Source organism: Pseudomonas sp. 91RF, from assembly GCF_003576265.1.
In the GTDB taxonomy this organism is placed as follows: Bacteria; Pseudomonadota; Gammaproteobacteria; order Pseudomonadales; family Pseudomonadaceae; genus Aquipseudomonas; species Aquipseudomonas kribbensis.
Map to the genome: position 1 here is coordinate 55,985 of NZ_QWFC01000026.1, position 23,609 is coordinate 79,593.

The 23,609-nt window shown below is 62.6% G+C and carries 21 protein-coding genes; 11 read left to right on the top strand and 10 right to left on the bottom strand.

Annotated elements, in window-relative coordinates; translation table 11 throughout:
- Positions 1-29 precede the first annotated feature (29 nt).
- The gene (locus DXT77_RS13970) at positions 30-1,235 is read right to left on the bottom strand and encodes an MFS transporter (protein ID WP_119428007.1); all 1,206 of its coding nucleotides are present in this window, start codon (positions 1,233-1,235) and stop codon (positions 30-32) included.
- 121 nt (positions 1,236-1,356) lie between these two features.
- Between DXT77_RS13970 and DXT77_RS13975 the strand changes: the two genes are divergently transcribed.
- Together DXT77_RS13975 and DXT77_RS13980 are read left to right on the top strand one after the other, a co-directional pair.
- Positions 1,357-2,256: a LysR family transcriptional regulator gene (locus DXT77_RS13975; RefSeq protein WP_119428008.1), complete on the top strand. Its 900-nt coding sequence runs from the start codon at positions 1,357-1,359 to the stop codon at positions 2,254-2,256.
- A gap of 92 nt (positions 2,257-2,348) precedes the next feature.
- On the top strand, positions 2,349-3,221 hold the full coding sequence (locus DXT77_RS13980) for a DUF2242 domain-containing protein (RefSeq protein ID WP_119428009.1): 873 nt from the start codon (positions 2,349-2,351) through the stop codon (positions 3,219-3,221).
- A 315-nt stretch (positions 3,222-3,536) separates the two neighbouring features.
- On the opposite strand, the gene DXT77_RS13985 is transcribed toward DXT77_RS13980, so the two are convergent.
- Complete coding sequence (locus DXT77_RS13985) at positions 3,537-4,577, bottom strand: AraC family transcriptional regulator (RefSeq protein WP_119428010.1); 1,041 nt, start codon at positions 4,575-4,577, stop codon at positions 3,537-3,539.
- A gap of 3 nt (positions 4,578-4,580) precedes the next feature.
- Complete coding sequence (locus tag DXT77_RS13990) at positions 4,581-5,711, bottom strand: carbon-nitrogen hydrolase family protein (protein ID WP_119428011.1); 1,131 nt, start codon at positions 5,709-5,711, stop codon at positions 4,581-4,583.
- Positions 5,712-5,916: 205 nt separating this feature from the next.
- Between DXT77_RS13990 and DXT77_RS13995 the strand changes: the two genes are divergently transcribed.
- Positions 5,917-7,953 carry an NADPH-dependent 2,4-dienoyl-CoA reductase gene (locus tag DXT77_RS13995; RefSeq protein WP_119428012.1) on the top strand — a complete coding sequence of 679 codons (2,037 nt, stop codon included), beginning with the start codon at positions 5,917-5,919 and terminating at the stop codon, positions 7,951-7,953.
- Between the two features lie 41 nt (positions 7,954-7,994).
- Positions 7,995-8,909, top strand: a complete 915-nt coding sequence (locus DXT77_RS14000; protein WP_119428013.1) for a 1-aminocyclopropane-1-carboxylate deaminase/D-cysteine desulfhydrase — start codon at positions 7,995-7,997, stop codon at positions 8,907-8,909.
- On the opposite strand, the gene DXT77_RS14005 is transcribed toward DXT77_RS14000, so the two are convergent.
- The 3 genes from DXT77_RS14005 to DXT77_RS14015 all read right to left on the bottom strand — a co-directional run bounded on the left by DXT77_RS14005 (position 8,900) and on the right by DXT77_RS14015 (position 11,638).
- Positions 8,900-9,454 (bottom strand): cytochrome b, encoded by a 555-nt coding sequence (locus DXT77_RS14005; protein ID WP_119428014.1) that lies wholly within the window; start codon positions 9,452-9,454, stop codon positions 8,900-8,902. The two genes, DXT77_RS14000 and DXT77_RS14005, sit on opposite strands and share 10 nt — an antisense overlap.
- Positions 9,455-9,643: 189 nt before the next feature.
- Positions 9,644-10,471, bottom strand: coding sequence for a phosphonoacetaldehyde hydrolase (gene phnX / locus DXT77_RS14010; protein WP_119428015.1), 828 nt, complete (start codon positions 10,469-10,471; stop codon positions 9,644-9,646).
- A 57-nt stretch (positions 10,472-10,528) separates the two neighbouring features.
- Complete coding sequence (locus tag DXT77_RS14015) at positions 10,529-11,638, bottom strand: 2-aminoethylphosphonate--pyruvate transaminase (RefSeq protein WP_119428016.1); 1,110 nt, start codon at positions 11,636-11,638, stop codon at positions 10,529-10,531.
- Positions 11,639-11,751: 113 nt separating this feature from the next.
- Between DXT77_RS14015 and DXT77_RS14020 the strand changes: the two genes are divergently transcribed.
- Complete coding sequence (locus DXT77_RS14020; RefSeq protein WP_119428017.1) at positions 11,752-12,612, top strand: LysR substrate-binding domain-containing protein; 861 nt, start codon at positions 11,752-11,754, stop codon at positions 12,610-12,612.
- Between the two features lie 106 nt (positions 12,613-12,718).
- Here DXT77_RS14020 and DXT77_RS14025 read toward each other — a convergent pair whose 3' ends face one another.
- Positions 12,719-13,591: a LysR family transcriptional regulator gene (locus tag DXT77_RS14025; protein WP_119428018.1), complete on the bottom strand. Its 873-nt coding sequence runs from the start codon at positions 13,589-13,591 to the stop codon at positions 12,719-12,721.
- Between the two features lie 288 nt (positions 13,592-13,879).
- Between DXT77_RS14025 and DXT77_RS14030 the strand changes: the two genes are divergently transcribed.
- Positions 13,880-15,205 carry an MFS transporter gene (locus DXT77_RS14030; protein WP_085712458.1) on the top strand — a complete coding sequence of 442 codons (1,326 nt, stop codon included), beginning with the start codon at positions 13,880-13,882 and terminating at the stop codon, positions 15,203-15,205.
- Positions 15,206-15,271: 66 nt separating this feature from the next.
- Positions 15,272-16,669: an FAD-dependent oxidoreductase gene (locus tag DXT77_RS14035; RefSeq protein ID WP_119428019.1), complete on the top strand. Its 1,398-nt coding sequence runs from the start codon at positions 15,272-15,274 to the stop codon at positions 16,667-16,669.
- 3 nt (positions 16,670-16,672) lie between these two features.
- Here the strand turns inward: DXT77_RS14035 and DXT77_RS14040 are convergent, their stop codons facing one another.
- On the bottom strand, positions 16,673-18,079 hold the full coding sequence (locus DXT77_RS14040; protein WP_119428020.1) for a type VI secretion system Vgr family protein: 1,407 nt from the start codon (positions 18,077-18,079) through the stop codon (positions 16,673-16,675).
- Between the two features lie 219 nt (positions 18,080-18,298).
- Here DXT77_RS14040 and DXT77_RS14045 point away from each other — a divergent pair, with 219 nt between their 5' ends.
- Positions 18,299-19,003: a YebC/PmpR family DNA-binding transcriptional regulator gene (locus DXT77_RS14045; RefSeq protein WP_085712455.1), complete on the top strand. Its 705-nt coding sequence runs from the start codon at positions 18,299-18,301 to the stop codon at positions 19,001-19,003.
- Between the two features lie 128 nt (positions 19,004-19,131).
- Here DXT77_RS14045 and DXT77_RS14050 read toward each other — a convergent pair whose 3' ends face one another.
- The gene (locus tag DXT77_RS14050) at positions 19,132-20,445 is read right to left on the bottom strand and encodes a leucine-rich repeat-containing protein kinase family protein (RefSeq protein ID WP_119428021.1); all 1,314 of its coding nucleotides are present in this window, start codon (positions 20,443-20,445) and stop codon (positions 19,132-19,134) included.
- 64 nt (positions 20,446-20,509) lie between these two features.
- Positions 20,510-21,640, bottom strand: coding sequence for a cell division protein ZapE (gene zapE / locus DXT77_RS14055; RefSeq protein WP_119428022.1), 1,131 nt, complete (start codon positions 21,638-21,640; stop codon positions 20,510-20,512).
- A gap of 285 nt (positions 21,641-21,925) precedes the next feature.
- Here zapE and DXT77_RS14060 point away from each other — a divergent pair, with 285 nt between their 5' ends.
- The 3 genes from DXT77_RS14060 (at position 21,926) to DXT77_RS14070 (ending at position 23,609) form a co-directional block, all read left to right on the top strand.
- Entirely contained in the window at positions 21,926-22,447 is a 522-nt protein-coding gene (locus DXT77_RS14060) for a spore coat U domain-containing protein (protein ID WP_119428023.1), read from the top strand.
- A gap of 72 nt (positions 22,448-22,519) precedes the next feature.
- Positions 22,520-23,053 (top strand): spore coat U domain-containing protein, encoded by a 534-nt coding sequence (locus DXT77_RS14065; RefSeq protein WP_119428024.1) that lies wholly within the window; start codon positions 22,520-22,522, stop codon positions 23,051-23,053.
- Positions 23,054-23,072: 19 nt separating this feature from the next.
- The gene (locus DXT77_RS14070; RefSeq protein ID WP_119428025.1) at positions 23,073-23,609 is read left to right on the top strand and encodes a spore coat protein U domain-containing protein; all 537 of its coding nucleotides are present in this window, start codon (positions 23,073-23,075) and stop codon (positions 23,607-23,609) included.

The following is a 23,609-nucleotide window of genomic DNA, read 5'->3' on the forward strand; positions in this document are numbered from 1 at the left end:
GATGAAAGTCCGGGGCTTTTTTTTGCCCGCTATTCAGCGCGTGGGAATCCATGTTGCCGCGCATTAGCGGTCGCCCAAAGGGTCAGAATCAACAAGCCCGCAACGATCCACGGAAAGGCACTGACGCCCGGATTCGCCAGCAACAGGCCACCTGCCAGTCCGCCTCCGGCAATGCCGACATTCCACAGGGTCACCAGCATCGATTGCGCGGTGTCGGCAGCGTCCTTCGCGGTTTTCGCCGAGGCCGTCTGCAGCAGTGAGGGCATTGCGCCGAAGGCCAGTCCCCATACCGCAGTGGCGGCATAGACCACGCCGGGCATTTCCCGCCACAGAGCCAGGGTTACGGCGGAAAGCATGAACAATGTGGCGCTGATGAGTACCAGCTCCCGCAACCAGCGATCAATCAGGCTGCCGACGATCCACAGGCTCAACACCGACGCCAGACCGAACACCAGTAAAACCCGGTCGATTTCGGCACCGAGCCCGGAGGGTTCAAGGAACGGCGCGATGTAGGTGTACAGAAGGTTGTGAGCGACCACGTAGGACAGCGTCACGAACAGCACGGATCGTACGCCAGGCAGGGTAAACACCCGACGCAGGGGCAGGCGTTTTCCGATGCGCTCACCGGCAAAGTCTGGTACTTGCCAGCGTACCCAGATCACCAGCAGCACGGTCATAGCGCTCATGATCGCGAAGCTCAGCCGCCAGCCGACCACAGTACCCAGCAGCGTACCCGCCGGTATGCCCAGCGAAAGCGCGAGAGGGGCGCCGAGCATGGCCACGGTGATGGCGCGGCCCTGCAGATGCGGGGCAACCATGCGGCTCGCATACCCCGCCAGCAACGCCCAGAGCAGCCCGGCAAACACGCCGGCAATAAAGCGCGCAATCAATGTCAGCCAGTACCACTCCGACAACGCGGTGATGCTGTTGGCGATGGCAAAACCGCCAATGGCCGATAACAGCAGCGGTCGGCGACGCCAGCCTCGGGTGGCGATGGTCAGCGGAATGGCTGCCAGCATCGATCCGATGGCGTACAGCGTGACCAGTTGCCCGATCAGCGCCTGAGAGACATCGAGACCCGCGCTCATCTGCGGTAGCAGGCCGGCGGGCATGGCTTCGGTCAGTACGGTAATGAATCCGGCGGTGGCCAGAGCAAGCAGGGCACCCAACGGTAACCGTTCTGCGGGTTCGACCGGGTTGGCAAGCGTTGCAGAAGCGAGTTGTGCATCGTTCATGAGCCAGCATCCAATTTGCCGAGGGAGATGGATGCCACAGGGTAGGGCGCTGCGCATTCGGGAAAAACAGGTTAGGGTTCCGAACATCTCGGACAGGAATGTCATGAATCAGGGAGAAGGAATGGACAGTCTGGGCAGTATTTCGGTGTTCGTGCAGGTGGCGGAAACCCGCAGTTTTACCGAGGCGGGCCGCTTGCAAGGCGTGTCATCTTCGGCAGTGGGCAAGAGCATCGCGCGGCTGGAGGCGCGGCTTGGGGTCAGGTTGTTTCATCGCACGACCCGCAGCATTACGCTCACCAGTGAAGGCGCGCTGTTTCTCGAACGCTGCCGCAAGATTCTCGCCGAGGTCGAGGCGGCTGAATTCGAGTTGTGTGATGCCGCATCGGCGCCTCATGGCAAGTTGCGGGTCAGCTTGCCCCAGGTGCATGAACTGGTGATGCCGGTCATGAATGAATTCATGGCGCTGTACCCGCAGATCGAACTGGATCTGGACCTGACCGATCGCATGGTCGATGTTGTCGAGGAAGGCTTCGATGCCGTCATCCGCACAGGCAAACCTCGGGATTCGCGGCTCATGGCCAGGCCGTTGGGGGAGTTTCACATGGTGCTGGTGGCCAGCCCCGGGTATCTGCGCGAACGCGGTGTGCCGCTGATCCCCGCCGATCTGGCGCAGCACGCCTGTCTGCGCCACACGTTTCACGCCACGGGCAAACTGGAACCCTGGCCGCTGAAGCGCGAGGAGGGCGTTCCCGAGCCGAGCTTGCCGACACGTCTGGTCAGCACATCAATTGAAGCGGTCAGCCATGCGGCACTGGCTGGCCTGGGCATCGCCTGCCTGCCGGACTTCATGACTCATGAGGCGCAAAGGCAGGGGCGCCTGCAGCGAGTGCTGGATGAGCATCTGGAGCATGTCGGACAGTTCTGGGTGCTATGGCCATCCAGTCGCCATGCAACCGCCAAATTGCGGGTGTTCATTGATCATCTGTCGGCGCGACTTTTTCCGGTCGCCGAGGGTCAGTAGAGTTGTAACTGTTTTAAGACACTAATCCGTACGCCGCGGGGCAGCGATCTGTTGCACAATACGCCCCGGACCGTTTTCCCTCAGGATGTTTAATGTTGAATTCTATTCCCGTGCGTTTTTTCGGGTTGGCGTTGTTGCTGACCGCCGCTGCCGGCTGCTCCAAGGACAAGCCTATCTACGAGCATGAGAACTTCGACGACTCCGGCACCTTTTCGCGCAACTATCCGGTCACCGATGCCGCCAGCTGCGAAGCGGCGCGCCGTGCGTTGCTCAGCCAGGGCTACATCATCACCAGCAGCGACCCGAAACTGGTCAGCGGGCACAAGAGCTTCCAGCAGACCGGTGAAACCCACATGGAGATCAGCTTCAACGTGGTGTGTACCGATGACGGCAGCTCCGCGCACCACGCGACAGTGTTCGCCAACGCCCTTCAAGACCGCTACGCGCTGAAGAAGACCAACAACTCGGCCAGCCTCGGGGTTGGCGTGTTGGGCTCGGTGTCGATGCCGATCGGCTCCTCTGACGACTCGATGGTCAAGGTGGCCAGCGAAACCGTGTCCTCGCAGAAGTTCTACGAGCGCTTCTTCACCCTGGTCGAGCTGTTCCTGCCGGCCGAAGCGAAGAAAGCCGCCCACATCACCGAGAAGCCGAAGGCCGATCTGGGCGTACCGGAACCCAAGGCTGCGCCAGCCGCGCTGGCCCCGGCGCCAGCGCCCGAGCCGACTCCGGCTCCCGCCCCGGCCGCCGAGCCCGCCACGACCCCGGCGCCTGCCGCCGCAGAGACTACTCCGGCCAGCTCGGAACCGGTCGTTCCACCAGCCGAGGCGGCGCCGATCACCCCGGCTCAGGGTTCGGAGCTGGTTCCAACATCAGCGCCGGCACCGGAAGTCATCACGCCACCGGCCAATCCGACGGACTTGCCGCCACCGTCCGAGCCGATCCCGGCGATGCCAAGCGGGCATTGACCGGCTATAGGAGCGACGCAACGTCGCTCCCGCTTCGATTCCTGTGTGAGCTGAAATGTCGGTTCACACCTTCTGAAAATATCCCCGCGATAAATCCCTGACCGCCTGCTACGTTTATTTCATGAAGGCCGTGTTTCATTTTTCCTTCATACGGGCACTTTATGCTCGAGGCACTGGTCATTTGCTCCAGGCCATTTCAGTAAAGCAGTGAGGGGGATGACACGATGGATGACTATCAAGAAGAACTGCTTGAATTCCAGGCTTACGAGCTGGATTCGCCGGAGCCTGCTGAAGACGCCACCGAACTCTGAGGCTTCAGCCAGTCTTGCGGTGACTGCGGCGGAACTCGCCCGGTGTCTGGCCGTTCCAGCGCTTGAAGGCGCGCTGGAAAGCTTCGGCCGAGGCAAAGCCCAGCAGGTAGGCGATTTCACCGAACGCCAGTTCAGTGTCGCGGATGTAGGTCATCGCCAGATCACGGCGAGTGTCGTTGAGGATCGCGCGAAACTGCGTGCCTTCTTCGGCCAGCTTGCGCCGTAACGTCCAGGTTGGCAGCTTCAGGCGTGCCGCCACTTCTTCCAGGTCGGGTTCCCGGCCGCCATTGAGCAACGGCCCGAGCAATTGCGTGATGCGTTCACGCAGGCTGCGGGTGCGGGTCAGTTGTTCCAGTTCCCGCTCACACAATTGCAGCAGGTGTTTCCAGGTGCTCGGGCAATGCTCCGGGTTGCGTGCGGCCAGGCTGGCGAGGCTCAGGCGCAGTTGATTGTGTTCGGCGCCGAACTGGATCGGGCATTCGCCGAGCACGGCGTAGGCGTCGCGATAATCCGGTGTGTCGAACTCGATTTCGATTCGTTCCGCGCGCAGCGGTTCGGGGCTGACGCTGGACAACTGATGCAGCCACCCGGCGATGATCGAATCCACCACAAAGCGGTTGTAAGCGTTGTACGGGCTGATCGAGTAGAAACGCAGCCATGCGCCGCTGGCGTCTTCGTGGAAACTCGACTGACCTCGATAATTGGAGCCGTACAACGGCTCGAAGCGCGTCAGGCAGCGGGCGGCCTCGCGCACGTTCGGCGCCTGCGCTGCCGTGACGCCTGCCAGTCCGGCCTGACTCAGACGACTGAGTTGGCCCATGCGCAAGCCGAGGGCCGGATCGCCGGTCAACTGGATTGCACCGTGACCCAGGCGCATGTAGCGCGGGATCGACAGGCGTGCGCCGGCCTCGGCCAGTCGTGCGGTGTCGAGGCCGTATTGTTCGAGCAATGGCTGCGGATCGGCGTCATGGCTGCGCACGGCATCGGCCAGGCTATGGACGAAGCCCACCGACAGATCCCCGAGGCGCATCGGCAGCGGCTTCATGGTCTACAACCAGAGATTGAGCAGGCGCGCGCCACGGGCTTCACCGTCGGCGAACTGCTGGCCATTGCTGCTGAGGAAGCTCTGCCCGGAACTCGGTTTGTCCCAGAACTGCCCGCGCAGGAACACGCTCATGCCGGCAATCGCCCGGCTCGCTGGTGGTTGTGCCGTCAGGGTCAGGCGATGCCAGGCCTGGCCTTCGCTGACCTCTCCCGGTTTGAGGCTGACCGAGTCCGGGACGTTCAAACCCCTGTAACCCTGCCAGGGCTGATCCCACACCCCATGTCCAATGACAAACGCAGGCACCGCGATCAGTTGCGCACCTTGTTCGTCGAGCCTGCGGTAGTTGTCCGGATACCAGCTGTCGTTGCCGATCAGCACGCCGAGGCGTCCGGCGGGGGTGTCGACCACGTTGATCTGTGAAGCCTCGCCGGTGCCGGCCGCTTGATCCTGATCGAAGATCGGGCGCATCTGCCGCTGCGGCTGGCCGAGCGGGGCGCCGTCACGACCGAACACCACGCTGGTGTTGTACAGCGCGCCGCTGCCGGCCTTGAGCCGGCCGTCGATGATGTTCGGCTCGGGCAGCACGATTGAGCCGGCCACCAGAGTGATATGGAATTCCCTGGCCAGCCCGCCGAACAGCAACTGATAGTCCTTGGCCATGTCTCGTGATTTCATCCGCAGATGGGCGTCATCCAGACGGCTGCTGCCCCTGGCGGTGAGCCAGGCGCGGGCGAACTGCAACGGGTTGCTGGCGGCCAGCCAGTTCATCGCCTCTTCGAGGGTGGGCGCCTGGTACAACTCGTCTTTCTCGCCGCTGATCATCAGCCAGGTGCCGACATGCTCGGGCAGCACCACGATGGTTTTGTCATTGAGCAGACCCTGATCCTGCGCCTGCTGCAAATAAGCCGCGAGTTTGCGGTGCAGGCGCTCGGAGCTTTGGTAGTCGGTGGGGAACAGTTCCGGCTGAATCCCCAGCAGGTTGCCACGGTCGGCGCGGGTGCCCTGATCGACCGCCAGTTTGATCCGCAGGTCCGACAGGTAATGACCGGCCGGGCGGTCAGCCGCCCACATGGCGTAGAAGGTGAGCGCGGCGACCAGCGCCATGGAAAAGGTCAGGTACAGAAGTTTGCGCATGAAATCCAACAACAGCCGGGTACAGAGTGTGGGACTAGGGTAGGGCCCATGCCTGCGCTTGCCAAGGGGCGCTGCGCATTTGGATCAATAACTTGTCAGTTACGGTCATTGAGTGACAGCGATGCGACTCTTAGGCTGTCGAACATGACTGACGGGGGACGCAGAGCTCCCGCATTTTCCGTGATCGCTCGCTGTGGAGTTACCGATGACCGCCACTTACCCGCACCTGCTGGCCCCGCTGGACCTGGGATTCACCACGCTGCGCAACCGCACCCTGATGGGCTCGATGCACACCGGCCTGGAAGAGAAGCCGGGTGGTTTCGAGCGGATGGCGGCGTATTTTGCCGAGCGCGCCCGTGGCGGCGTCGGTCTGATGGTGACCGGCGGTATCGGCCCGAACGACGAGGGCGGCGTGTACTCCGGTGCAGCCAAGCTGACCACCGAGGAAGAAGCCCTCAAGCACCGAATTGTCACCCGTGCGGTGCATGAGGCGGGTGGCAAGATCTGCATGCAGATTCTCCACGCCGGGCGTTATGCCTACAGCCCGAAACAGGTCGCACCGAGCGCAATCCAGGCGCCGATCAACCCGTTCAAGCCCAAAGAGCTGGACGAGGAAGGCATCGAGAAGCAGATCAGTGATTTCGTCACCTGCTCGGTACTGGCCCAGACCGCCGAGTACGACGGCGTGGAAATCATGGGTTCCGAAGGTTACTTCATCAACCAGTTCCTCGCGGCCCACACCAACCACCGCACCGACCGCTGGGGTGGCAGCTACGAAAACCGCATGCGCCTGCCGGTGGAAATCGTTCGCCGGGTGCGTGAAGCGGTTGGCCCGAACTTCATCATCATCTTCCGTCTGTCGATGCTCGATCTGGTCGAGGGCGGCAGCACTTGGGAAGAAATCGTCACCCTGGCCAAAGCCATCGAGCAGGCCGGTGCGACCATCATCAACACCGGTATCGGCTGGCACGAAGCGCGGATTCCTACCATCGCCACCAAAGTGCCGCGTGCGGCGTTCAGCAAGGTCACGGCCAAGCTGCGCGGGTCGGTGAGCATTCCGCTGATCACCACCAACCGTATCAACACCCCGGAAATCGCCGAGCAGATCCTGGCCGAAGGCGATGCCGACATGGTCTCGATGGCGCGGCCGTTCCTCGCCGACCCGGATTTCGTCAACAAGGCTGCCGAAGGCCGCGCCGACGAAATCAACACCTGCATCGGTTGCAACCAGGCCTGCCTCGATCACACCTTCGGCGGCAAGCTCACTAGCTGCCTGGTCAACCCGCGTGCCTGCCACGAGACCGAACTCAACTACCTGCCGGTCAAGCAGATCAAGAAGATTGCCGTGGTCGGTGCCGGCCCTGCGGGCCTGTCCGCTGCCACCGTGGCTGCCGAACGCGGCCATCAGGTGACGCTGTTCGACTCCGCCAGCGAGATCGGTGGTCAGTTCAATGTCGCAAAACGAGTACCGGGCAAGGAAGAGTTCTACGAAACCCTGCGTTACTTCAAACGCAAGTTGCAGACCACCAACGTCGAGGTGTGCCTGAACACCCGCGCCGATGTGGCAAAACTGGTCGAGGGCGGTTACGACGAAGTCATCCTTGCCACCGGCATTGCGCCGCGGGTGCCGGCGATTCCGGGTGTCGAGAACGCCAAAGTGTTGAGCTATCTGGATGTGCTGCTCGAGCGCAAACCGGTGGGCAAGCGCGTGGCGGTGATCGGCGCCGGCGGTATCGGTTTCGACGTCTCGGAATTCCTCGTTCATGAAGGCGTGGCCACCAGCCAGGACCGTGCTGCGTTCTGGAAAGAGTGGGGCATCGACACCAATCTGGAAGCCCGTGGTGGCGTGGCAGGGATCAAGGCTGCACCGCACGCACCGGCCCGTGACGTGTTCCTGCTGCAACGCAAGAAATCCAAGGTCGGCGACGGTCTGGGCAAAACTACTGGCTGGATTCACCGCACCGGTCTGAAGAACAAGCAGGTGCAGATGCTCAACAGCGTCGAATACCTGAAGATCGATGACGAAGGCCTGCACATCCGCATCGGCGAAACCGGCGAGCCGCAAGTGCTGCCGGTGGACAATATCGTCATCTGCGCCGGCCAGGATCCGCTGCGTGAGTTGCACGACGGTCTGGTGGCTGCCGGGCAGAACGTGCACCTGATCGGCGGCGCCGATGTCGCGGCCGAGCTGGATGCCAAGCGTGCGATCAATCAGGGTTCGCGTCTGGCCGCCGAGCTCTGATCCACCCTAGAATGCCGGCTCTTTTTAAAGAGCCGGCCTTCATGTTTCTGCCTCCCACCGACTGGCTGGCCCCAGCCCCTCTCGAACCCCTTCATCTGGACTGGCTCACTGCCGCCGGCATTGAAGTCGCGATCTTGCGTCTGGACCGGATCGATCCGCTGATCAGCGGCAACAAGTGGTTCAAACTCGTCGAACACCTGAAAGCCGCCGACCGTGCTGGCGCCGAAGGCATCATCAGCCTGGGCGGCGCGCACTCCAATCATCTGCATGCACTGGCCGCGGCGGGCAAACGCCTGGGATTCACAACGGTGGGGCTGTTGCGCGGGCATCCGCAGGACACGCCGACGGTCAGGGATCTGCAGGATTTCGGCATGCAGTTGCACTGGCTCGGGTTTGGCGGCTATCGGGCGCGGCACGAGCCGGGTTTCTGGGAGCCATGGCAGGCGCAATACCCGACGCTGCATCCGGTGCCCGAAGGTGGCGGCGGGTTGCCGGGCGCACAGGGTTGCGCATCACTCAAGGATCAAGTCAGTGAGCAACTGGGCAAGCTCGGTTGGGGCGACCATGACGGTTGGTGGCTGGCCTGCGGCACCGGCACCACGCTCGCGGGACTGGTGCTGGCAGAGGCGGGTGAACACCCGGTGTACGGCGCAATGGCCGTGCCCGATGATCACGGCGTCGCGGCCAATGTCGAGGCGATCGTCGGTGATATCGGCGGCTACGAGCTGATCGACGCCAGCCGTGGCGGCTTCGCCAAAGTCGATGCGCCGTTGCTTGAATTCATCGCGCAGACCGAACAGGCCGGCGGCGTTCCCCTCGAACCGCTGTACACCGGCAAGGCCTTGCTCGCGCTCAAACAGCAAATCGAGGCCAGCCGTTTCAAGAGCGGAACGCGCCTGATCTTCATCCACACCGGCGGCTTGCAGGGCCGGCGTGGATTCGACGGTCAACCCTGATTGCGCTTGGGCATCATCCGCAGCAGCGTGTTATCGCCCACCACGTAGTGGTGATACAGCCCGGCCAGCGCATGCAGGCCGATCAGCCAGTAGCCGATGTTGCCGATCAGCACGTGCCAGTGTTCAACCTGCTTGGCGAAGGCTTTGTCCTCGTGCACCAGCAACGGCAGGTCGAAACCGTAGAACATCACTTGATGGCCCTCGGCGCTGGTGATCAGCCAGCCCAGGATTGGCATGGCGATCATGAACAGGTACAGCGCCCAGTGCATCACCCGGGCCAGTGCGGTCTGCCACTGCGGTGAGGCGGGGAATATCTTCGGCGCAGGGCCGATGCTGCGGGCCAGCAGGCGAAACCACACCAGCACGAACACGGTCAGGCCGAGCATGTAATGCACTTCGCGGATCAGCGAGCGGCCGCCACTGCCCTTGGGAAAGATGCCTCGCAATTCCATGCTGGCATACACCAGCACCAACAACACCAGCATCAACCAGTGCAACAGGACTGACACGGTGCTGTAGCGTGATTCGGAACTTGTCCACGGCATACGGTATTTCCTCACGGATCAGGGTCGAAACGTGCCGTTCTTGAGCGACGGCATGCTTTAACTGTAATCCGCTTTGGCCGAATTGCCCGCGTCTAAAAACTCTTTCATTGCGCGAAATCAGGGGTTTGCCCAAAAAAAGCGCCAGTGTCGGGCAGACACTGGCGTTTTTGTTTGCTGCAGGCGGCGTTATCAGCTGCTTTGCGGCATCTCACCCTTGGCCAGGCGCTTGTTGATGTCGGCGATCACTTCCGGCAGGTCGGTGATGGTGTCGATCATGTAGTGCGGACGCGAGCCTTCGAACAGGGCGTGGATACGCTTGCGTTCGCTGGCCAGGGCGTCGCTGCCCAGTGCACGGTAGCCTTCGTAATCCAGGCCCAGCGCGTTGCCGGAGCAGATCAGCGCCACGGTCCACATCCCGGCGCGTCGGCCTTCGAGGATTCCCGGCACGGTGTCATCGATCTTCACGCAGGCGGCGACATCGTCGATGCCCAGCGCAATCACGTTGGCCAGGGCCTGGGCCGGCCATGGGCGGCCGTTCGGCACTTCGTCGGTGGCTACCACGTGGTCGGCGATGTAGCCGTTGGTGGCAGCCAAGGCCACGACTTTGTCCATCACTTGCTTCGGATAACCGGAGCAGGAGCCGATCTTGATCCCTTGCTGGCGCAGGTTGGCGATGGTCTCCAGTGCGCCGGGGATCAGCGCCGAGTGCTCGGCGATTTTCTCGATCTGCAGCGGCATGAAGCGGTTGTAGATCGCGGTCACGTCTTCGTCGGTCGGGGTGCGGCCGAATGCCTTGCGATAACGCTGGGCAACCTGCGGCTGGTCGCACAGGGTACGAATGTGATCCCACTTGCCCATGCCCATCGGGCCCCGGGCTTCTTCGATGGAAACCTGGACATCGAATTCGGCGAAGGCTTCGACAAAGATCTGGGTCGGTGCGAAAGAACCGAAATCAACGACGGTGCCGGCCCAGTCGAGGATGGCGGCTTGCAGCTGGGTTGGGTTGTTGTAGTTCATGCTGGTCAGAATCCTGTGTTGGCAATGCAATTCAAATAAGGGAGCGGGCCGGGTGAATCAGATGTCGAGCACTTCCATCTCGCGCAGCACTTCACCCACCGCCGCGACGGCTTCGCGCATCTGCGCCGGGGTGACGTGGCCGATGCAGCCGACGCGGAAGGTTTCGACCTGGGTCAGCTTGCCGGGGTAGAGGATGTAACCCTTGGCCTTGACCCGTTCGTAGAAGTCCTTGAACTGGTAGCGCGGATCTTTCGGTGCGTGAAAGGTCGCGATGATCGGCGCCTGAATCGCGGCAGGCAGGAAGCTGCGCAAGCCGAGTTTGCCCATCTCTTCCATCAGCGCCTGGCAGTTGGCGGCGTAACGCGCATGCCGCGCCGGCAGGCCGCCTTCTTCGTTGTATTGCAGAAGGGCTTCGTGCAGCGCGGCGACCACGTGGGTCGGCGGGGTGAAGCGCCATTGGCCGGTCTTTTTCATGTAGCTGTGCTGGTCGAAGAGGTCCATCGCCAGTGAATGCGAGTTGCCGGCGGCTGCGGCCAGGGATTCCTTGCGGGCAAACACGAAGCCCATGCCCGGTACGCCTTCGAGGCATTTGCCGGAGGCGGCGATCAGCGCATCGAACGGGACTTTCTGCGCATCCACCGGCAACGCGCCAAAGGAACTCATGGCATCAATGATCAGGCGTTTGCCGTGCTGCTCGACGACCTGGGCGATTTCCGGTAGCGGGTTGAGGATGCCGGTGCTGGTTTCACAGTGAATCAGCGCGACGTGGGTAATGGCGTTGTCGGCGCGCAGCAGGCGGTCGACGTCGGCGGCGGTGGTCGGCTCGTCTTCAGCGGTTTCAAAGGTGCTGAACGAGCGTCCGAGCACTTCGCAGATTTTCGCCAGACGCTTGCCGTAGGCGCCGTTGATCAGCACCAGCACCTTGCCGTCGCGAGGGACGAGGGTGCCGATGGCGGCTTCGACGGCGAAGGTGCCGCTGCCCTGCAAAGGCACGCAGTGGTGGCTTTCGGCACCGTTGATGATGGCCAGCAGTTGCTCGCAGAGGCTGGCGGTCAGTTGATTGAAGCGGTCATCCCATGAACCCCAGTCGACCATCATCGCCTGACGGGTGCGGGCCGAGGTGGTCAACGGGCCGGGAGTGAGCAGGATGGGTGCGGCAGTACTCATTCGTGTGTCCTCGCGATAGCGCTGTGGGATGAAGCTACGGGGCATACGTTGCAATTCGGCGGATCATCAATCAAATTGTTTGTTGTTATGCCAGCCATCAGTGAGGGTTATTCATGAACCTGTTCCAGCTCCGCGCCTTCGATGCCGTGGCCCGGGAAGGCAGCTTCACCCGTGCCGCCGCGCGGTTGTTCATCAGCCAGCCGGCGGTCACCGGGCACATCAAGGCGCTGGAGGAGCATTACCAGATCACCCTGTTGCGACGGACGGCGCGGCGGGTCGAGCTGACGGAGGAGGGCACCAAACTGGCGGCGATCACCCGGGCGATGTTCGGCATGGCCGAAGAGGCCCAGGCGTTGCTCGAAGCCAATCGGCAGTTGCTGACCGGGCGTCTGGAGGTCGCGGCGGACGGCCCGCACATGGTCATGCCGATGCTTGCCAGCCTGCGGGCGCGGTATCCGGGGATCACGGTGAATTTGCGTTTGGGCAACGCTCAGGAAACCCTGGCGGCGTTGTTGTCCGAGCATGCGGATGTGGCGGTGTTGACCGAAGTCGAGCCGCGTAAGGGCCTGCACCTGCAAGCGTTGAGCGAATCGCGGATCTGCGCGCTGGTGCCGGCCGGGCATCCGTGGGCGACTCGTAGCGGCGAGGTCAGGCTCAAGGAGCTGGATCAGGTGATCATGGTCCTGCGCGAGCCGAGTTCGATTACTCGGCGCACCTTCGATCAGGCCTGCGCCCAGGCATCGGTCAATCCACGGGTGTTGCTGGAACTGGACAGTCGTGAGGCTGTGACCGAAGCGGTGGCGGCTGAGCTGGGGGTTGGCGTGGTGTCATCGGTGGAGGTCAGCCATGACCCCCGTGTCGTCGCGATTCCCATCGCGGGAGAAAGCCTGGTGAACCGGCACATGATCGGTTGCGTGGAGCGGCGGCGGGAATTGCGCTTGATTCAGGCGTTTTTTGGATTGGCCCCCACTTGATATCCGTGTGGACTCCAATCGCCAGCAGGCTGGCTCCCACAGGAGATTTGTATTCGCCGCACCTCCAGTGTGGGAGCCAGCCTGCTGGCGATGAGGCCGGAACTGACTACACAAGGCTTTCGCGCACCATCTCGAGAAACGTCGCCACCACCCGCCGCGAACTCTGCTCACGCAGGCACACCAGTGTCTCGGTCAACCGCCGGGTGCAATCGGTGATCGGCAGCGCGCACACCCGTGAATCCGCGCCAAACTCCGCCGCCGACACCACGCCCACGCCAATCCCCACCACCACCGCTTCCCGCGCCGCTTCCCGGCCTTCCACCTGGATCGCCGGACGGATGCGGAAACCGGCGCGGGCCATTTCTTCTTCCAGGGTCTGGCGGGTTACCGAGCCGTGTTCGCGCAACACCAGCGGCGTGTCATCCAGGTCGGCCAGGCAGATCGATTCGCGCTCGGCCCACGGATGATTACGCGAGACGAACGCCACCATCGGATCATTGCGCAACGGCACGCACAGCAGGCGTTCATCGCTGACATCACGCCCGAGCAACGCCAGATCGGCCTGATAGTTGAACAGGCGAAACAGCGATTCATCGGTGTTGCCGGTTTCGATCTTCACGCTGATCCCCGGGTAGCGCTCACAGAACCGGGCGATCTGCGGCAGCACGTGCACCGGCGCGTCCACTGCCAGAATCAGGCTGCCGGTCTGCAAGGCCTGGGATTCCTGCAACAACTCCTGGGCTTCGGCCTCGACCACGAACAGGCGCTGGGTGATTGCCAGCAGGCGTTCGCCCAGATCCGTCAGGCGCACCGAGCGTTTGTTGCGATGGAACAAGAGCACACCGAAGCGTTCTTCGAGCTTGCGCACCTGGTCGGAAATCGCCGGTTGCGTCAGGTAAAGCCGCTCGGCGGCCTTGGTGAAGCTTCCGTGCACGGCCACGGCGTGAAAGGCTTTGAGCTGGGCGTGGGACACCGACATCGCTGATTCCTCATTGACAGATGGCGTTCAGTAACAAGCTGAGCTTATGTGTGAAATACGATAAATCGATTTTATTTATTAAACAGTAATTGCTTTGATCCGCTCACGCCAACGCTGACTGCCCGGTCGGGCAGCGACGCTGGCCATGAGCCTGTGCGTGCAACAGCAGGACTCATCTGACCGGTATCGCCGAAGGGACGGGGTGATATCGCAGTGCTCAACAATAAAAACACAGGCGTTTACTTAACGATTCTGCCGGCACACTCACACCCTGAGGTCAGAACCACAATGAACAAGCACATCGGCACCATTGCGCGTTGGCGCATGCAGATCTTCGCTGTCACCTGGCTCGCATACGCCGCGTTCTATTTCACCCGCAAAGCCTTTTCGGTGGCCAAACTGGGCATCGCCGAAGACCCCACTTTCATGCTCGACAAAATGGCCATGGCCAACCTCGACGCGATTTATCTGGCGGCCTACGCCATCGGCCAGTTCACCTGGGGCATGCTCGCCGACCGCTTCGGCCCGCGGGTCGTGGTGCTTGGCGGTTTGCTGATTTCCGCCGCTGCCGCGCTGGTGATGGGCAGTTTCGCGACCTTGCCGATCTTCGCCACCTGCATGCTGATTCAGGGGCTGGCGCAGTCCACCGGATGGTCGGGATTGTGCAAGAACCTCGGCAGTTTCTTCCCCGCCGAACAGCGCGGGCGAGTGCTCGGGTTGTGGAGTTCCTGCTACGCGTTTGGCGGCCTGGTGGCGTCGCCGTTCGCCGGTTGGTGGGCTTACACGCTGATCGGTTCGTGGCACGCGGCGTTCATTTCCAGTGCGGCGGTGGTGGCCGTGGTAGCGCTGTTGTTCTTCATCTTTCAGCGAAACAAACCGGAAGATGTCGGCCTGCCCGCCGTGGAGCCGGAACCGGTCATCAGTGCCGAGGAAGCCGAAGCCAACAGCAAACTCAGCGTCTGGGAACCGCTCAAGGAAATCCTGCGCAACCGCACGGTGCTGGTGCTGGGTCTGGCGTATTTCCTGCTGAAACCGGCGCGTTACGCGATTCTGCTGTGGGGCCCGGTGATCGTGTTTGAACAGATGCCCACGGTCGGCAAGGTCGGGGCGGCGATCATTCCCACCGCGTTCGAACTGGCCGGGCTGCTTGGTCCGATCATGATCGGCATGGCCTCGGACAAGTTGTTCGGCGCCCGTCGCATGCCGGCCTGTGTGCTGAGCCTGCTGGCGCTGACCGTGACTCTGGCGCTGTTCATGGGCGCCTTGCACACCGGCAGCGTGATGCTGGTGGTGGCGCTGCTGTTCGTGATGGGCCTGACCCTGTATGGCCCGGATTCGATGATCAGCGGCGCGGCCGCCATCGATTTCGGCAAGGCCAAGGCCGGCGCCACGGCGGCCGGATTCGTCAACGGCTGCGGTTCGGTCGGTGCGGTGCTCGGTGGTTTGCTGCCGGGTTACTTCGATTCGGTGACGGTGTTTATCGTGTTCGCCGGTTGTGCGTTGTTCTCGGCGCTGGTGCTGATTCCGCACTGGAACAGCCGCCCGGTCGGTGTCATGGAACCCCGTGCCTCGGTGCCCAATCGGGCCCTGACCATCAAACCCCTGCGTAACTGAAAACCCTTGCCTCGCGGCCTGCTGCGGCATTCGCGGCAGGCTGTGCCGTGGCCGACTGACTGGAGAATGTTCATGAGACCGTTTTGGCTGGAGCAGGCCTTGCAGCTCGACACATCCGAACCGTGCCCGCCGCTGCAAGGCGAAGTGCGCACCGACGTGTGCATTGTCGGTGGCGGTTACACCGGGTTGTGGACGGCGATCATGCTCAAGCAACAGAACCCCGAACTCGATGTGTTGCTGATCGAGGCCGACATCTGTGGCGCCGGCGCCAGTGGACGCAACGGCGGTTGTGCGCTGTCGTGGTCGGCGAAGTATTTCACCCTGGAACGGTTGTTCGGCGTCGAAGAGGCGGTACGGCTGGTCAAGGAATCGGAGCGCAGCATCCACGCCATCGGCGAGTTCTGCGAACAGTACGGCGTCGATGCCGATTACCGCCTCGACGGCACGCTTTACACCGCCACCAACCGCGCGCAATGCGGCTCGACCGATGCGGTGATTGCCGCGCTCGAGCGCAACGGCATCAACTCGTTCACCCAGCGTCCCGTTGCCGACGTGCAGCGAATGGCCGGTTCAGACAAGCATCTGGAAGGCTGGTTTTCGCCGGCCGCCGCCAGTGTCCAGCCGGGCAAACTGGTGCGTGGTTTACGTCGAGTCGCGCTGCAACTCGGCGTCAGGATTCATGAAAACACCGCGATGACCGGGCTTGAGGAGGGCCGTCCGGCGCGCATTCGGACGGCCAGTGGCAGCGTGGTCGCCGACCGTGTGGTGCTGGCGATGAATGCGTGGATGGCCCGGGCTTTTCCGCAGTTCGAACGCAGCGTGGCGATTGTTTCCAGCGATATGCTGATCACCGAACCGCGCCCGGAGCTGTTGCAGGAAATCGGTTTGATCAGCGGCGTGACGGTGCTCGATTCGCGGATCTTCGTGCACTACTACCACAACACCCCGGACGGCCGGATCATGCTCGGCAAGGGCGGCAACACCTTCGCTTATGGCGGGCGGATACTGCCGGTATTCGACCAGCCATCACCTTACGCCGGGTTGCTCAAGCGCAGCCTCGACGATTTCTTCCCGGCCTTCGCCGATGTGAAAGTCGAGGCAACGTGGAACGGCCCGTCGGATCGCTCGGTCACCGGCCTGCCGTTTTTCGGCCAGATGAGTGCCAGCGGCAATGTGTTCTACGGTTTCGGTTATTCCGGCAGCGGGGTCGGGCCGTGCCACATGGGCGGACAGATTCTCGCTTCGCTGGTGCAAGGCCTCGACAACCCGTGGACGCGTTCGCCGCTGGTCAACGGACCGCTGGGATATTTCCCGCCGGAGCCGATCCGCTATCTCGGCTCGCTAATGGTGCGCAACGCCATTCGCCGCAAGGAGCGCGCCGAAGACCATGGGCGGCGACCACGGCATCTCGATGTACGCCTGGCGAAATTCGCCGCCGCTGCCGGTAAGGCCGACAAGGGGTGAACATCAGGACGAAGGCGGGGCGCGGTTGAGCAGCCAGTCGAGCAACAGACCGTTGTCGGAAGGTTCCGGGGTTTTACGCGCCGGGCGAGGCTGGCTGACGTCCAGGCACAGGATCGGCCGATCCGGGTCGCTGTCGAGAAAACTCACCCACACTTCGCTGCCGGCACGGGGCAGCGCTTCCCTGTGGATCCGGCCACCGCTGCCGACCACGGCAATCGTCAGCCACAAGCCGTCAGTGTCGGCATTGTGTGTCAGCGCGGGCCATAACCGCACGGCGAGCCGACCCAGATCATCCAGTTGCGCAGGTTGCCCGGGCGAGCCCAGCACTTGCGCCGGGTGACAACCCGGAATGCTCGGACGTGGCTGTCGCAACGGCGGGCGAAACTCGGTTGACCAGGGCTGTGCGGTGAAATCGTTGTGATAACGACGGGGCGTGGACATCGGATCGAGAATCGACGGCTGTTGACCCTGATGGCGCAACTCGGTGATCAGCCACTGGTCGTTGAACGCGCCCACCGGATGATCCGTGACCTGCAACAAACGGCCGCTGAGCAGTTGCAGGCAATCGCTGCGCCCCTCGATGCAGCGGTAGTGGCAGCGCTGGCGTTCCAGCTGTCGGCGGCTGCGTTGATCGGCGTAGCGTTGACCGGTTGACGGAAGTCCTCGCAGGGGGATGACGCCCGTCACCGCGTGATTGGCCGCTTCCTCATCGTTGCCGGGCTGCCCGCGTTCGCGGACGGTGGGCGACACTGGCGCCGCGACGGGGTCGTGACGCAGGAACAGCGTGCCGAGGGTGGGGGCACGTGTCGCGTTCTCCGGGCTGAAGGGCACGGGTATCGGGGGCTGCGGCAGGTTCAGGCTGTCATCGGCAAACACCACGACATGGCCATCCGGCCGGTGCTCGAAGTGATAGTGGATGCCTTCTTCTTCACACAGTCGATGCAGCAGCGCCAGGTCCGACTCGTCGTACTGGATGCAGAACGGGCGCGGCGGGTAGTACCCCACCGTCAGATCGAAGCGGAAGCCGTTCGCGGGCAGGCGATGTTCTGTCAGCAAGCGTTCGAGAATGTCCGGGACGCTCAGTCGGGTGAACACCCGGCGTCTGGGCTGTTGCTCCAGTTTCTGCAGGTCTGGCACCAGCACCAACTGGTAACCGATCCGGTGGGCGCCGCGGTGTTCACAACCGGCGCTGTGAAGGGTGCCGTGGAGGCCATGATCTTCACTCAACTGCAGGAACGCCGGGCGATGCAACAGACTGGCGGGAGCCAGGGCCGGAGCCAGGCCAATGACTTCAATCTCGAATCGGTAGGGTCGGTTCAACGCTTCGTGGCCGCTGAAGCGCAATACCGGCAGGCACAGGCCACCGTCGGTGAGTGTCAGCGTGAAGGGACTTTCCTTGTCATTGAGCATTCGCACGAGCTCTGTCGGGTAATACGGGCTACAGAGGGTACGAAACCGCAGTGCGAAATGGTCATGACAAACCGGTTTTTCAGAATCGCCCTACAAGGTGCGTAGAAGATGTCGACACGCGACGGAATTTTTGGTCGATTGCCGACTTTAGGCCGTATAAACTTGGCGCCACGCGTCGGCCAATAGATGTCTCGGCGCCACAGATCAAGAGAGTGAGTAATGGGCGCACAGTGGAAGGTTAAACACAAAGAAGCGGCAGCCAACGCCAAGGGCAAGATCTTCGGCAAACTGGTGAAAGAAATCACCATCGCTGCCCGCAACGGTGCCGATACCGCCACCAACGCACACCTGCGTCTGGTGGTCGAACAGGCCAAGAAAGCCTCGATGCCCAAGGAAACCCTGGATCGCGCGATCAAGAAAGGCGCGGGCCTGCTGGGCGAGACCGTTCAGTACCATCGCGTGACTTACGAAGGTTTCGCTCCGCACCAGGTTCCGTTGATCGTCGAGTGCGTCACCGACAACATCAACCGCACCGTGGCGGAAATCCGCGTGGCGTTCCGCAAGGGTCAACTGGGCGCTTCCGGTTCTGTAGCGTGGGACTTCAACCACGTCGGCATGATCGAAGCCTCGCCGGACACCCCGGACGCCGATCCTGAAATGGCCGCGATCGAAGCCGGCGCCCAGGATTTCGAGCCGGGCGAAGAGGGCGCGACCCTGTTCCTGACCGATCCGACTGACCTTGATGCCGTGCAGAAAGCCCTGCCGGAGCAAGGTTTCACCGTGCTGTCGGCCAAGCTGGGCTATCAGCCGAAGAACCCGGTCAGCGGCCTGAGCGACGAGCAGATGGCAGAAGTCGAAGCGTTCCTCGAAGGCCTCGACAACCACGACGACGTGCAGGAAATGTTCGTCGGCCTGGCCGGCTGATCTGTCGAGTCAGTAACACCGCAATCGCGAGCAGGCTCGCTCCCACACTTGACTTGTATCGACCCGGAAATGGGGACGACTCAGATCAAATGTGGGAGCGAGCCTGCTCGCGATTGACCGCGCAGCGGTCATTGATGTTGTAGCACCTCAACGACCTCGCTGAACCCCGGCCGCGCCAGCACATCCGGCTGACAGCAGCGCTGTTCCAGTGCCTCCAGTCGCACACGCCGATCCGCACTCAGACCCGAGTCGATGCGCGCCAGCAATTCCCCCAGCAAAATCCCGAACGCACGCACTTCGATGCGTTGCAGCGCGCGGGTTTCCGGGTTATCCGTGGTGGCGTGGAACGACGCCGCGCCAAAGTCCCCGAGCAGGCAATCGCCCTGATCGTTCAACAAGATGTTGTGCCCATAGAGGTCGCCATGGGTGATGCCTTGTTCATGCAAATGCTCGGCAACCGACGCAATCCCTTTGGCGATGCGCAAGGCGACATCGGCACTGAACCGGCAGTCATCGGTGTAGATATCCCGCGAACAGGACGCCAGGCTCGGCAACGCGGCGAGGTTGCGATAGCTCGGATCGATCAGTTGCATCACCAGCCCTTGCTGGCCATCGGGATGATTGCCGATGCGGCCCTCGACCCGGATCAGGTTCGGGTGCAGCCCCGCGGTGATGCAGGCGTTCATCTCGTGCAGCGGCGAGCCGTCGCTGGTCATCTCGCCCTTGTAGAGCTTTACCGCCACCGAACGCTCAGGCTGGCCGACCGGCTGCCACGACGCTCGGGAAATGACCCCTGACGCGCCTTCGCCCAGCCGTTGCTCGAGACGCAGGCTCGACCAGTCGATCAACGGCGTGGCTTCCAGCGCGGCGGCATCGGCTTCGGTTTCCAGCGGATTGCCGGCGTAGGCCAGCCAGGTCAGGCTCGGCAGGGTCAGCAGCCACTGCGGCAGTTCCGTCAACTGGTTGGCAGCGATTCGGATCAATTCCAGCCGATGGCACTGACTCAGCGATGGCGGCAACGCGCGCAGACGGTTACCGGCGAGCATGAGTTTTTGCAGGAGCGGGCGCTCGCCCAGTTCGGCGGGCAGGGTTTCGATGAGGTTGTCGGTCAGGATCAGCCAGCGCAACTGCGGTGGCAGGGCGGTGCCGGACACCCGGACGATCCCGTTGGCCTTGAAGCCGATCATGCTCAGGGCCTGGCACTGACCGAGGCACTCCGGCAACTCGGTGAACCGGTTGTCGGAACAGAACAGCACCCGCAGACGGGACAAACGATGCAAATCGTCCGGCAGGCTGCTCAGTTTGTTGCCGCTCAGGTTAAGTACCTCCAGCGTGTCGGCCAGGTCGAAGATCTCTTGCGGGAACTCGGTCAAGCCTTCGACCAGATCCAGCCGGGTGATGCCCGACAGTTCGCCGGCGCGCAATTGAGCAAGGGTGTGCATGTAAATAAGGTCGCTATCGAGAGGGCGTCGTGACGCCGGGAATGGCCGGCATGATAACGGCAAATCAGGCCGGTTCGCGCGCTTCCGCCAATTGCCCCAGCCGGCTGCGGGTGCGAGCCAGATCGATGGCGTTGCCGGCCAGGCTTTCATGCAGAGGCTGGCGCCCGAGCAGCGTCAGGTGTTTGTCCTGATCGTAGAGCACGTCGATCAGGTTGATGAAGCGCTGCTGGACAGCGATCGAGCATTCGTCCAGCTCCGGCAGCTCATCGATGATCCAGTGGTCGAAACGCCGGCACAGTTCCAGATAATCCATCACGGCCGTGGGCTGTTCGCACAGGTCATTGAAGGTGAAACCGACGCGGCGGCCTTCGCACAGACGTGCCTGCAAGACCCGGTTGCCAACCGTTATCGGTTGCGGCGCGGTATCCCGTGGTGGCAAATCCAGCGCCAGTCGTTGTGCCGGTGTGGCCGGCCAGACGTAATGGCCCTGGGTGAACAACTGATGCGCGTGATTGCGCGCCTGGCTGCGGTAGTCATGGGGGCCGCCGACTTCAATGACCTGCATGCGCGCGTTGATCAGGTCGATCACCGGTTTGAACCGCGCGTGATACAGCGGATTGGGCAACAGGCCTTCCGGCGGATAGTTGGAGGTCACCAGCAACAGGATCCCACGCTGGAACAAGGCCTTGTACAACCGGGTGATGAGCATCGCGTCGCCGATGTCGTGGACATGGAATTCGTCGAAGCACAGCACCCGGCAGTCCAGCAGCAGTTCGTCGAGCGTGGCAGCGAGGGCGTCTTCCTGCTCGCGATGCCGGAACATCCCCTGATGAAGGCGGGCGAAGAACTCATGGAAGTGCAGGCGTTGTTTCTGCTGGATCGGCAAGGCTTGAAAAAAACCGTCGAGCAACCAGCTCTTGCCACGCCCGACGGCTCCGTACAGGTAAAGACTGGGCGGGGTTTGCGCCGAAGGGCCGAACAACAGGCCGGCCTGTTGTGCCATGCAGTCGATCACCCGCTGCTGGCTGTGGCTGAGGGTATAACCCTGGCCATGGGCCTTGAGCCGGAAGTAATCGCGGATTGACTGGGCGCTGGCGCAATGGCCGGCACTGGCCAGATTTCGCTTGCCGAACAAACGGCGCAACCCTGAAAGGCGCTGGGACAGACGCGAACGTTCGGGCGGTCGGGCGGGCACGGTGAGGTCACTCCGTCATCGTCGGGCCGGCTCCCCCCGAGCGCGGCGGCGTAGTGTAACCAGATGGGTAGTTTGCCTTCCACTGCGCTTTATCGGCCAACAGTCTTTCTGGACAGTAATCTGCGGTACGTACAGGTTTTTTCAGTGCCATGGGGTAACGGATCGACAACTTTTCGAAACATATCCCGCACGTTCAGTGGATCCAATTGACTGGCGCAATCGGCGTCCGTTGCTAACCTGAAACACTGTAACGGCAGAGACGCTGTCGCCATCAAGGATCGGACGGTGAATGCAAGGGTGGTCTGGGCATTGCTGGGCGGGCTCGCAACACCGGTGCAGGCGGCCGACCTGCAGGTCGAAGTGCGGGTCGATGTGCAGCGCGGTTGCCAGTTGATCGGTCAGCAGCGCGGAGCCGGTATCGAGCAACTGGGCGTGCTCGACTTCGGCAGCGCCGCGCGCCTTGACGATCCGGCCGGGCCACTCGGGGCGGCGCTGATGAATGCGCGATTGCCGCGTCTGGAATGCAATCCCGACACGCCGTATCAGCTGCGCGTCGATGGCGGACTGCATGGCGGGACCGGAGAAGTGCGCTACATGACAGGCGAGGCGGGTGGCAAAGCCATTCCTTACCGTTTGTACCAGGACGCCGCGCGGCGAGTGCCGCTGGTGGTGGACGTGCCGGTCGGCGGTCGGGTGCCGGACAGCGGTTCGGTGGACCTGCCGCTGTACGGCCGGATCGAGCGGATGGCCGAGGTGCCGAGAACCGGTCGGTATTCGGATCTGGTCAAGGTGACGGTGACCTGGTGATCGGCCGGGAGCGTGTGCGGCAGGAGCGTTCAATGACGAACGCGGTCAGGGATCGGAAGGAGTAGGGATGCAATGACAGGCAGGCACTGGCTGGTCATCACCGCAGGCGCATTGCTGTTGCTCACCGAAGATGCCCAGGCGGCCATCAACGGGCAGATTCATGCCCGGTTGACCCTGATCGCCGGCTGCGAAGTGACCAATACATCCAGCCCCGCCAGCCCGGTAGGCGATTTCGGCAAACTCGATTTCGGCCAGCAGGGCCCGACCTGGAACGCCCCCATCAAGGCCAGCCTGGCCAACGACAGCAGCGGCAGGCTCAACGTGACCTGCAACCCTTCGGTGACCGGTTTCACCGTGAGCATCGACGGCGGCACTCACGGCGACGGCAATACCCGTCGCCTGAGCAATGGCCGCCAGACCATCCCCTATCAACTGTTTCTCGATGCCTCGGGCAGCCAGAGCTACAGCATCGGCCAACAACACAATTTCGCTGTCACCAGCGGCGCGCAGATACCCATCCCGGTATTTGGCTCGGTGGTGGCGAACACCCGTGCGGTACCGGCCGGTGTCTATACCGACACCCTGACGGTGACGCTCGATTGGTAAACCGTAGAGGAAGGACACCATGGGTACGATTGCATCAAGGATAGGTTTGTCGTTGCTCGGCCTGACACTGGCCTCCAGCGTCAATGCCGCTACCACGGTCACCGGTCAGATCACTTCCAGCCTGATCCTGATCAGCAGTTGCCAGGTCAACGGTTCCGGCGGATCCACAGGCCTGAACTTCGGTGCCCTGAACTTCGGCACCGCCAACAGCCTGTTCACCACCGCGACCGGCCAGGTGCTGGGCGGTGGTGGCGGGGCGTTGTCGATTCTCTGCTCGGCCGGCACCACGCCGTCGGTCAAGGTGCGGGCCGGTGCCCATGACGGGTTGTCGCCCGGTGGAACCCGTGCGCTTTACGACGGTGTTGCCAACTATGTGCCCTACGACTTGTACACCGATGCCGGGCACTCGCAATTGCTGGCTATCGACGGCGTGATCAACCTCGCCGCCAGCACCGGTGTGGCGCAGACCGTGAACCTCTACGGTCAGGCGGTGGGCAAGGCCGGCCTGCCGGCGGGCACTTACACCGACACGATTTCCGTTGAACTGACGTTCTAG

What these genes read in the sequence shown, in the direction of transcription:
- DXT77_RS13970 (WP_119428007.1), bottom strand. Translation starts at nt 1,235, where the DNA reads ATGAACGATGCACAACTCGCTTCTGCAACGCTTGCCAACCCGGTCGAA.
- DXT77_RS13975 (WP_119428008.1), top strand. Translation starts at nt 1,357, where the DNA reads ATGGACAGTCTGGGCAGTATTTCGGTGTTCGTGCAGGTGGCGGAAACC.
- DXT77_RS13980 (WP_119428009.1), top strand. Translation starts at nt 2,349, where the DNA reads ATGTTGAATTCTATTCCCGTGCGTTTTTTCGGGTTGGCGTTGTTGCTG.
- DXT77_RS13985 (WP_119428010.1), bottom strand. Translation starts at nt 4,577, where the DNA reads ATGAAGCCGCTGCCGATGCGCCTCGGGGATCTGTCGGTGGGCTTCGTC.
- DXT77_RS13990 (WP_119428011.1), bottom strand. Translation starts at nt 5,711, where the DNA reads ATGCGCAAACTTCTGTACCTGACCTTTTCCATGGCGCTGGTCGCCGCG.
- DXT77_RS13995 (WP_119428012.1), top strand. Translation starts at nt 5,917, where the DNA reads ATGACCGCCACTTACCCGCACCTGCTGGCCCCGCTGGACCTGGGATTC.
- DXT77_RS14000 (WP_119428013.1), top strand. Translation starts at nt 7,995, where the DNA reads ATGTTTCTGCCTCCCACCGACTGGCTGGCCCCAGCCCCTCTCGAACCC.
- DXT77_RS14005 (WP_119428014.1), bottom strand. Translation starts at nt 9,454, where the DNA reads ATGCCGTGGACAAGTTCCGAATCACGCTACAGCACCGTGTCAGTCCTG.
- phnX (WP_119428015.1), bottom strand. Translation starts at nt 10,471, where the DNA reads ATGAACTACAACAACCCAACCCAGCTGCAAGCCGCCATCCTCGACTGG.
- DXT77_RS14015 (WP_119428016.1), bottom strand. Translation starts at nt 11,638, where the DNA reads ATGAGTACTGCCGCACCCATCCTGCTCACTCCCGGCCCGTTGACCACC.
- DXT77_RS14020 (WP_119428017.1), top strand. Translation starts at nt 11,752, where the DNA reads ATGAACCTGTTCCAGCTCCGCGCCTTCGATGCCGTGGCCCGGGAAGGC.
- DXT77_RS14025 (WP_119428018.1), bottom strand. Translation starts at nt 13,591, where the DNA reads ATGTCGGTGTCCCACGCCCAGCTCAAAGCCTTTCACGCCGTGGCCGTG.
- DXT77_RS14030 (WP_085712458.1), top strand. Translation starts at nt 13,880, where the DNA reads ATGAACAAGCACATCGGCACCATTGCGCGTTGGCGCATGCAGATCTTC.
- DXT77_RS14035 (WP_119428019.1), top strand. Translation starts at nt 15,272, where the DNA reads ATGTTCATGAGACCGTTTTGGCTGGAGCAGGCCTTGCAGCTCGACACA.
- DXT77_RS14040 (WP_119428020.1), bottom strand. Translation starts at nt 18,079, where the DNA reads ATGCTCAATGACAAGGAAAGTCCCTTCACGCTGACACTCACCGACGGT.
- DXT77_RS14045 (WP_085712455.1), top strand. Translation starts at nt 18,299, where the DNA reads ATGGGCGCACAGTGGAAGGTTAAACACAAAGAAGCGGCAGCCAACGCC.
- DXT77_RS14050 (WP_119428021.1), bottom strand. Translation starts at nt 20,445, where the DNA reads ATGCACACCCTTGCTCAATTGCGCGCCGGCGAACTGTCGGGCATCACC.
- DXT77_RS14065 (WP_119428024.1), top strand. Translation starts at nt 22,520, where the DNA reads ATGACAGGCAGGCACTGGCTGGTCATCACCGCAGGCGCATTGCTGTTG.
- DXT77_RS14070 (WP_119428025.1), top strand. Translation starts at nt 23,073, where the DNA reads ATGGGTACGATTGCATCAAGGATAGGTTTGTCGTTGCTCGGCCTGACA.